General features: G+C 53.9%; 7 protein-coding genes and 1 tRNA gene. 5 read left to right on the forward strand and 3 right to left on the reverse strand.

All coding sequences use genetic code 11. The features are described from left to right. Nucleotides 1–33 precede the first annotated feature (33 nt). From CHB87_RS09125 to CHB87_RS09135, 3 genes are all read left to right on the forward strand, one after another. Nucleotides 34–110 (forward strand) — tRNA-Arg (locus CHB87_RS09125). 309 nt (nt 111–419) lie between these two features. Continuing rightward, the gene (locus tag CHB87_RS09130) at nt 420–1,091 is read left to right on the forward strand and encodes a hypothetical protein (protein WP_089408087.1); all 672 of its coding nucleotides are present in this window, start codon (nt 420–422) and stop codon (nt 1,089–1,091) included. After that, nucleotides 1,084–1,734: an RES family NAD+ phosphorylase gene (locus tag CHB87_RS09135; protein WP_089408088.1), complete on the forward strand. Its 651-nt coding sequence runs from the start codon at nt 1,084–1,086 to the stop codon at nt 1,732–1,734. The genes CHB87_RS09130 and CHB87_RS09135 overlap by 8 nt, the downstream gene beginning before the upstream one ends. 43 nt (nt 1,735–1,777) lie before the next feature. Here CHB87_RS09135 and CHB87_RS09140 read toward each other — a convergent pair whose 3' ends face one another. The 3 genes from CHB87_RS09140 to CHB87_RS09150 all read right to left on the reverse strand — a co-directional run bounded on the left by CHB87_RS09140 (nt 1,778) and on the right by CHB87_RS09150 (nt 6,496). Next, nucleotides 1,778–3,577 (reverse strand): DUF2357 domain-containing protein, encoded by a 1,800-nt coding sequence (locus CHB87_RS09140; protein WP_089408089.1) that lies wholly within the window; start codon nt 3,575–3,577, stop codon nt 1,778–1,780. 12 nt (nt 3,578–3,589) lie between these two features. Further along, on the reverse strand, nt 3,590–6,094 hold the full coding sequence (locus CHB87_RS09145) for a hypothetical protein (RefSeq protein WP_089408090.1): 2,505 nt from the start codon (nt 6,092–6,094) through the stop codon (nt 3,590–3,592). A 159-nt stretch (nt 6,095–6,253) separates the two neighbouring features. Continuing rightward, a complete protein-coding gene (locus CHB87_RS09150; protein WP_089408091.1) occupies nt 6,254–6,496 on the reverse strand; it encodes a helix-turn-helix domain-containing protein in 243 nt (80 codons plus the stop codon). A gap of 296 nt (nt 6,497–6,792) precedes the next feature. Here CHB87_RS09150 and CHB87_RS09155 point away from each other — a divergent pair, with 296 nt between their 5' ends. Then, the gene (locus CHB87_RS09155) at nt 6,793–7,761 is read left to right on the forward strand and encodes a LysR family transcriptional regulator (protein ID WP_089408092.1); all 969 of its coding nucleotides are present in this window, start codon (nt 6,793–6,795) and stop codon (nt 7,759–7,761) included. A 133-nt stretch (nt 7,762–7,894) separates the two neighbouring features. Then, nucleotides 7,895–8,202, forward strand: a 308-nt coding sequence (locus CHB87_RS22460; RefSeq protein ID WP_217897024.1) for a TrbC/VirB2 family protein, incomplete at its 3' end; no start/stop codon positions are given.

The following is an 8,202-nucleotide window of genomic DNA, read 5'->3' on the forward strand; positions in this document are numbered from 1 at the left end:
TACCACCGGGCCTGCGTTACACTGGAACCAAGTGGCCCGGTAGCTCAGTTGCATAGAGCAGCGCACTCCTAACGCGAAGGTCGCAGGTTGGACTCCTGCCCGGGCCACCATAAGCCTCCTAAAATCAACAACTTGGAAAGCATACCCCATGGGGGTATAGGGGTCATTTTTCGAGTGGGATACTTTTGGGATACCTGCCCCAATCTATTACAGGCCCTTTGGGGGTCTAAACCGGCCCTCAAAACCTCGCCGTGACACACCAACCGACACGACAAGACACACAAAAGGTCTCCCGGCTAGATTTTTTTCGTTGCCCAGGAGCGCTCCCCTTGCTCGCTCATATTGATCCAAAATGGGTGATATGAAAGATTGACTATCTACCATCATCGGAATAATCTAAGCCTTGAGGGACACCCAAAATGGCTCAGGCAAATCAGCTCCGTCAGACCCTTCCCGAGGTGATGGTGGGAAGCAGCACCGAGGTCAGCGAACGGCTCCACCGAGCCGCCGTCCCCCGCGCCCTAGCCATCACTTTTTCAGACGACAGCCAGCAGCTCGTCTTCGAGGGAGTCTTCCGTCAGGTGACGGCCTTCCTCCCCCAGCTCATCCGCCAGCGTCAGACCGACACCCTTGAAAAGATCGTCGGGGCGTTGCTCCCCGACATCGCCATCTCGGACGCTGCCCTCGCTGAAGCGCGGATGATGGTCGATGCCAAATCGACCATTCTACGGAGCGGCGACTTCCTGCCCGCTGGCGACATCGCCAAGATGGCCGGCTACAGTCCCAAGAACCCCAGCGCCCAGCCGAACAAGTGGAAGCGTGACGGGGCCATCTTCGCCTTCCAGCACAAAGGCATTGACTACTTCCCCCGCTACGCTCTGGACCCGGTAGAGAGCTACCGCCCCTACAAAGCCCTCGCCGATGTCTTGAAGATCTTCGGCGAAACGAAGAGCGGCTGGGGTGCAGCATTCTGGTTCGCCGGCCTCAACAGCTTCCTGGACGACCAGCGCCCGCAGGACTTGTTAGCGACACGACCTGACCTCGTGATCGCGGCAGCTCAGGATGAGGTAGGCGGAGTCCAACATGGCTAAGTCGGCGGTCGGGCTTCCGCCGCCGCCGAAAAGCCTTGACGCAACTCTAGTGGCCTGGGGAGGCGGGCTTGAGTTCCACCGCGTCCACGACCTCGCCTTCGGCGGCAGCGAGTTCAACACAAGCACCAAGGGCAACGCCCGCTTCAGTCCAATCACCGACGATGCTGGTGTCCTCATCCCAACGCTCTATGCCGGTACGACCCTCGACTGCGCCCTCATGGAAACGATCTTCCATGATGTCCCGTTCAAAGCCGGATTCAAGCCATTCTCCAAGCTCAAGATAGACGGGAAAGTTCATAGCATTCTGCTCCCAACAGCAGACCTCCGCCTCATCGACCTCAGCACAGTCGCGCTCCACAAGTTGGGCGTCAAGCGAACACAGTTGATCGACACCACCAAAGCCCACTATCCAGCTACGCGTCGGTGGGCGGAAGCACTCTACACCCAGTTCCCCGAGGCCCAAGGATTCCGCTGGACCTCCCGGCAGGACGACCAGGCACATGCAGTTATGCTCTTCGGCGCTCGCGTAAGCCCATCCGATCTCGGATGGGACGGCTCATCGGCCAGTCTGATTCAAGACGGACACACGAATCCGTCGGTCATCGACCTTGCGGTTCGCATCGGCATAACGCTCGTCAACTGACTCAAAACGCCAAGCGGCGGTCGCTGGAACTTCGACCGCGAAGTCACGAAGAAGCCGCTTCTGATCTTGACGTCAGGCGTAAGTATCTACAAATCGAACGGACAAACTCAACTACCTTTTCATTCAGCTCGCCAAGGATGACCTCTGTGCCCTGCTCCGGCGGTAGCGCACCAATGCTACCGTTCATTATCTCGTCGTAAGGTCTATTTGGGCCGTCGCTTGTCCAAACCACTGCGTCATCCCACGGGGTAATACCCTCGGTCGCGGGATGAGCGATCCAAACTTGTTTTACGACAGGCCTATCATCCACGATTCCTCTGATGTTGTTGTACTTGCTGACCCCCTGGCGCTGGGACTCTTTCACAACTCTGGAATACTTCGCGTCAACGACCAAGGCATATTGCGCTTGAGAGCCGGATGCGCTTCCAGCAAAAACTTCGATCAGTACATCCGGGCTCCATGCGACATCGCCAACTATGCCTCGATACAAGGTCTCTCCGGCTTGTGTTGCAGTGGCCTTCGGATGAACCCAAGGCTCATACCTGACTAAGATGGCACGACCGTCGTGCGCTATGAATTCAACTCGCGTGCCACGGTCAAAGTCAATTGTGAATCGGTTTTGTTGTGACCGAGACAGGAGAGACTCTTGCGAGACGGGTTGGAGTCCTACAAATCTCATAGATGCAACCAGTTGCAAAAATACCCATTGTTCATAAATTCGTTGCGTCGCCTTTGACCGTTCCTCTATCCCTGTATCAAGTAGAGCGACAGTGCTACGAAAATACCTTATAGCTTCGTCCCGCAGCCTCCGATATGAGGGAACATGATTGAACACTGGACTGACTAGTGCAGCGAGCTCAGGTTGAAGTCCCTTGAACAGAGATAAGGACATCGCAGATCTAATTTGCTCTCTGAGCAACGCAGCCTCAGTAATGATTGCTCTAAGCCGCTCGATCTTCGGGATATCCGTTTCCATAAAGGGATTATGCCCTTGTATCTCGAAATCTCTCAGTGGACGTTCCGACACCATATAGGCAACTTGTGCATTTGCACGTCTCTCACAATCTTCTACTCTTGCGTAGAGCAGTTGCAGGATAGCAAGGATCGTCCGATGCTCGGAAGTATCTATTGACTCTTCAATCACATGCCGAACAACCCGAACAGACCCCAACGAACGTGGACTTCGAAGATCAATTCCGCGCTTAACAAGAGAATTCAGATCCCGTCGACTGATTCGAGTAGAACGTAAGGAAGCCTGAACGGCTTTGGTCCGTTGAAGAACTCCAGAGGGTTGCGACGCAATCTCCGCAATCGCCAATGAAAGACGGCTCCACAGTTGACTGAGCATCATTAGTTCTGAACTGGCGGGACGAACGGATAGATTGTCCTCGGTCTTCAACCCCACTGAAACTCGGCTTTTTGATAACAGATCGAAGACTAATCCAGCAGAAACTGCCCTTAGACTTTCGTACATCGCGTTATATCGGGCGTCACCTAATTTGGACGGGATGACTATAACGGCCAAATCCATTCGTTTCTTCCACGCTCCACCGGCGCGGAGACTGCGACTAAACAAGTGAATGGTTACACGGCCACGAGCACTCTCAAAATATACCCACGGGGTCCACCAAACTTGTGGCCCTAACTCTTTGCCTTCGGGTTCATCCGGCTCGAAGTCTCCGATACAAATCTTGTATACCTCATCCTCCTCAGGATCGTCGATTCGAAAGGCATAGCGCTCATCTTCACTGAGGGCTTCTGTAGTGGTTGTGAGTGTAAAGATATCTGAGAACGCTGTCTCAGCGAGAACCTGACGCGATCTCAAGACACAAAATGCGGGCATAGGCGATTCCTATCAACTCGTTGAGATCATGCCTAGCCCGCCATCCTCATTGCGACGCAGATCGTCGATGGAGGCGAGTGTCTCTGGAAACCCATATGCGTTTTGAGAAAGAGTAAGCTGCAAATCATCCAAAGTCATTTGTACCTCGGATCGATATGTGCCCCTGACTTGTGGAATCATTCTCTGCGCCATCTGGAGATCGAAAGCCTGAAGGGGCGAGATCAGCTCTCCAGCGCTCGCTATGAATGCTTCCATGCCTCGCCTTCTGCGTGGGGTCGCTGGCACTCCAAGTTTGACGAGATGTTGCTGTACTTTATCCCAAATTACGGCAACATCTTTGGGGAGAACATCAGATCGTCGCCAGTCTCGAAAATGGCGCAGAGTAATCGTTGGGCCGTCGACAGTTGGACGGGCATCGCCTTGGGCCGCGAAATAAGTATTCTGATCACCTGGTCGCAATCGAATCAAGTTGGCTCGATCAAGCAGCCGACGGCTCAGCTGCCGAGTCGTCTCATCAAAGTTGACTGTGCCAACAAAACGGATAGAAAGCGGAACTCTGATGCTGCCGTGCAGAGCGAAGGTGGAGGATGAACTAACGCTTGAGGCGTCGAAGACGGAAATCTCTCGACTGCCCTCTAATGCTTGCAAGAAACCGCTGAAGTAGTGCTCAACATGTGCAAGGTTCATCTCATCCAAGGTGGCTACATAGATTCCCGTCTCCTGCTGGTGACGCCGGCTCTCCTCCTGAGCTATCAGCAATTGGCGATATAGCCCAGATTCGGAAGGCTCAAAGGTACGCTCCAAGCTGTTTATACCGCCGAGTAGATCTTGCATACTGACCCAGTTAGGACTGACGCCAATTTGCAAATAACGTTCCTTTATCGCGGATTGGCCAGCTAATGCTTCGGCGTAAAGCAGCGGAAGCGTCGATTTACCAGTGCCAGACATCCCCCCCAAGATTGTGATATCGCCGCATTTGACGCTGAGATGAAATGCGACCAAATCTAATCGTCGGTAGCCGTTATACCCACTCTGTTCGACGTGCTTTACAAAGCGAGAAAAGAAGTCGCCTTCCGAGACCTGTGGCGTAGCACCACCTCTTGGAGCAGTGACAAACTGCGGATACGCGAATTCTTCTTGAGCATTCCTCGGGGTTGGATCTTCGTGAAGCGTCATTGTTCCACGCGATTGTGGGGCCATCAGTTTGAGGGCATCCATCAAGGGAAGAAGGGTCAGAAAGTCTTCCATCACGGTGGTACTCGAAATTTCATACCGACGCACGACGTTCTCTAGTAGAGTGGCAACCCTTGACCGCTGGGTATCGACTTCGCGCTTCGCTTCGGCCAAGGTGTTCTCTGCTTCTGTTCGCCACCGCTCAAGTTCAATTTTCTTCTTTTCTATTTCCTCTTCCGCGTGACGCTGTTTTCCCTCTACTTCATCTGTGAGGGAATCTTTTTGTCGCTGTAAATGTTCGAGTTCGATTTTCCGCGCATTGATGTTGCTTGCAATCTCTGATGACAATTTCGCAGACTGCTGCGACACATAGGCCTCAGCACGCTGTTCGACTGCACTTTGGATCTGTTGATCCAAAAGGCCAGAACTAACTAGCGATTGAGAGAGAATGTGGAGCTCATCCAAAACGTCAGTTGATCGACGCCGAATAGATTCGAAGACCTCCCGTTCAATTTGTACAGAATCGCCGGTCTGTTCAAGATCTGGTTCAACGGTAGACAACAAATCGCGCAACTGTTGGACAGTCCTTCGGCTTGTAAATCGTCGAGCATAACGCAGCAGCATCTCGCGATCGCTTTCAACGCTTACCAATTCAAAGCCCATACTGGGAAGTCTCTTAAAGCCGGCACCCATGATCACCTCGTAATTGCACTCAGGTGAATTCTGAACAGGCTCTCTTGATCCGTAGCTGACTTGAGCGGATATCCGGTGATGATGGGGCGCAAACGTATTCACGTTGCTTAATTCAGCGGCAGGTATTTTGAAAACCGTTTGGTCCGGTCGAGGTGACCTCAGGCTCACGCTCCAGGTACCGCCCGTGGTATTAAGTGCCTCCGCCCTGAAGGGGCCGTAAAGCTCTGAGTTCCATCGAACCAGGACTAGTGGTGTCGGAGGATGGTCGATATTGATAAGATCGTCGCTATTAACGAGGTCTCGCGCTACCCGAATGGGAGCGCCTTCACAATCAAGAATTTCGATTAACTCGCTCGGAGGAACAATCTCCGCCGTTTCTGGAACTAGTTGGTAATGATGCTTATCTCGACGCACAGCGTTTTCAAGGCGGCCCGAGACCAACCTTCCGGGGTCGGCAAATCGGAGGTTTTGCGGCCAGACCATCCAAAACACTAATCCCACGCCAGGGAAATCCTGCTTCTGCAGAACTTCACCGGACAACGAAATTAACGGCACGACAGTGGCGAAGTTGTTACTACTGCCAGATTCAGCCGCGACCTCAAATGGTTCCTGCGCTACAGCGAAGATGACCTTCTTGCCAACGTGCTCCATAGGTTCCGTAAGTATCTCATGTTGAACCTAAAGAATTGAGATTTTGACGCCGAGCGCATATCTGACGTCAACGCGAAACCAGCATAAGCGTGTCCCGCCGGACCGCTCGTGAACGACACCATCCGAGAAGGCCTTCGACGTTATCCCTCTGCGCTGCCATCAGCCAGCAAGCCGCTCCGGGTGATCCCCGCGCGAGAAGCGCCTCAGGTCGGCAACTTGAATTAGCACACGCGCACCGATATGGCGGACGGCAATCTGCTTATTGGTGACGAGGTAATCGAGTGCCCTGCGGCTAATTGAGAGCATCTCTGCGGCCTCGTGTCTGCCGACCAGGAGCTTCTCATCTTGAGAGATCGTTACGCGGCCCGGACGCTTGCGTTCGGTGACATTTATTTCTGCCATTGGCTAACTCCGTGGGGTTCCTGCGTATCGAGTGGTGCGATACCCAGTGAAGGATGTTTCAAGGATGGGGCCGCGCATCGCTGGCGTCCAATACAAATATCCAATGGCACAATCCGAGTTGCTATTGGTTTTTCCGATGACGGCGTTTCAAGTCAAATTGAGACGTAGCGGAACTGCACTACGTTGACTTCATTGGTACATGCGCCCACAATTAGATTGACTTCGGGCCTGACTTGCATTGCGAGGTGAGCCGCTCTCCGAATCGCGCACGGCGCTATCAGAGAGGGACTCCCACTATGCCAGACCCAATCGAACACCGTCATCTCAAGAACCTCACCGTGGTCGCTGAAGAAGGCAACATCAGCCGCGCCGCCATTCGCCTTTACATATCGCAGTCTTCCCTCAGCCAGCAGATGAAGCAGCTCGAAATCGCTGCTCAGGCTTGCTTGCTGGTGCGGCATCCCGGCGGCGTTCACGCGACGCCTGCCGCAGAGATTTTGATTGCCGGGAACAAACAGATCCTCAAGCTGTGTAATGACGTGCTGACTGCGGCACAATCTGCAAACACTGTGCCGCTTCTACCCTTGCGCCTGGGCTTCTCCTCTTTCGTAGACCATGACTTGTACGAGATGGTTTGCTCCATCCACAAGACTCTCTTTCCGTCGTGCGAGATCATGTCGCAGAGTGGCGATCCGGTGGACCTTCTCCGTATGCTCGAAAGCGGAGAGATTGACGCGGCGTTGGTGACGCTTCCCGCTAGCGGCGCGGGATTGACTGCACATCAATTCACGCAGAGCCGACTCGTCGTGTGCATGAGAGCCGATGATCCGTTGTCGAAGTTGAAGGAGATTACACCGGCTGAGCTTGGCTCAAAGCTGACAATATTCCGAGACCCCAAACAGCATCCCGAGGCGCATGAGCGTTTGATGGAGATGTTGGATGTTGCTGGTATCAGTAGTGACATTGTCAGCACGAACAAGACGCCAAACGATCTCCAATGGATGGTCGAATCGGGTCGCGGCTGCGCGCTCATCCCGGAGGGTTCACATCTACAAGATGGGCTCATTACGCGCCCCATCGCAGGCGTGACCTGGACAGTGGATAGCGCGCTTATCGTGGGACGGTCGAAATCGCAGAAGACTCTACCGCGATTGGTACAGGAGCTGCGAAGGAGATTCCGCGCGGTAGCGAAGCTGCCACCAGCCAAGCCGGTTCGGTCCGTGCGGCCGTCCGTGGGCGATAAAACTCTTCCGCTTTTTGCATAGAGTTTGCTATTGGATTTTCCAATAGCAAACTCGCTTTGGGCCGAAATCGGTATTGGATATTTGTATTGGACGCGAGAGGAATCGCGGCCTAGTGTCATGGCTATCACGACCATCCCGGTCGTTGGAGGTGCCAATGACACGTATCCGAATCATCATCCCAGCAGCAACGATTGAGCGGACCCAGCTCTATCTTGTACGCGGTGCAGCCCTGCTCCTATGCGTATTGATCTTCCCACTCGCCGCTCACGCGTCGCCGTTCGATAGCGGCATCACCTCAATCCAAACACTCTTTACCGGAACGATTGCGAAGGCTGCCAGCCTTATCGCCATCGTGATCGGCGGCTATACCGCCTCTTCCTTCCAACGTTCGACGCGGGAGCGAGTATCCTCCGCTAGACGGCTCTTGAAGTGCGAGCGGAGCTGCTCTTTTCCGTCTTCAAT

It is taken from the genome of Granulicella rosea, from assembly GCF_900188085.1.
Taxonomy (GTDB): Bacteria; Acidobacteriota; Terriglobia; order Terriglobales; family Acidobacteriaceae; genus Edaphobacter; species Edaphobacter rosea.

Excerpts from the sequence above, each read along its gene's own strand:
- CHB87_RS09145 (WP_089408090.1), bottom strand. The coding sequence starts at position 6,094 with ATGGAGCACGTTGGCAAGAAGGTCATCTTCGCTGTAGCGCAGGAACCA.
- CHB87_RS09130 (WP_089408087.1), top strand. The coding sequence starts at position 420 with ATGGCTCAGGCAAATCAGCTCCGTCAGACCCTTCCCGAGGTGATGGTG.
- CHB87_RS09150 (WP_089408091.1), bottom strand. The coding sequence starts at position 6,496 with ATGGCAGAAATAAATGTCACCGAACGCAAGCGTCCGGGCCGCGTAACG.
- CHB87_RS09155 (WP_089408092.1), top strand. The coding sequence starts at position 6,793 with ATGCCAGACCCAATCGAACACCGTCATCTCAAGAACCTCACCGTGGTC.
- CHB87_RS09140 (WP_089408089.1), bottom strand. The coding sequence starts at position 3,577 with ATGCCCGCATTTTGTGTCTTGAGATCGCGTCAGGTTCTCGCTGAGACA.
- CHB87_RS09135 (WP_089408088.1), top strand. The coding sequence starts at position 1,084 with ATGGCTAAGTCGGCGGTCGGGCTTCCGCCGCCGCCGAAAAGCCTTGAC.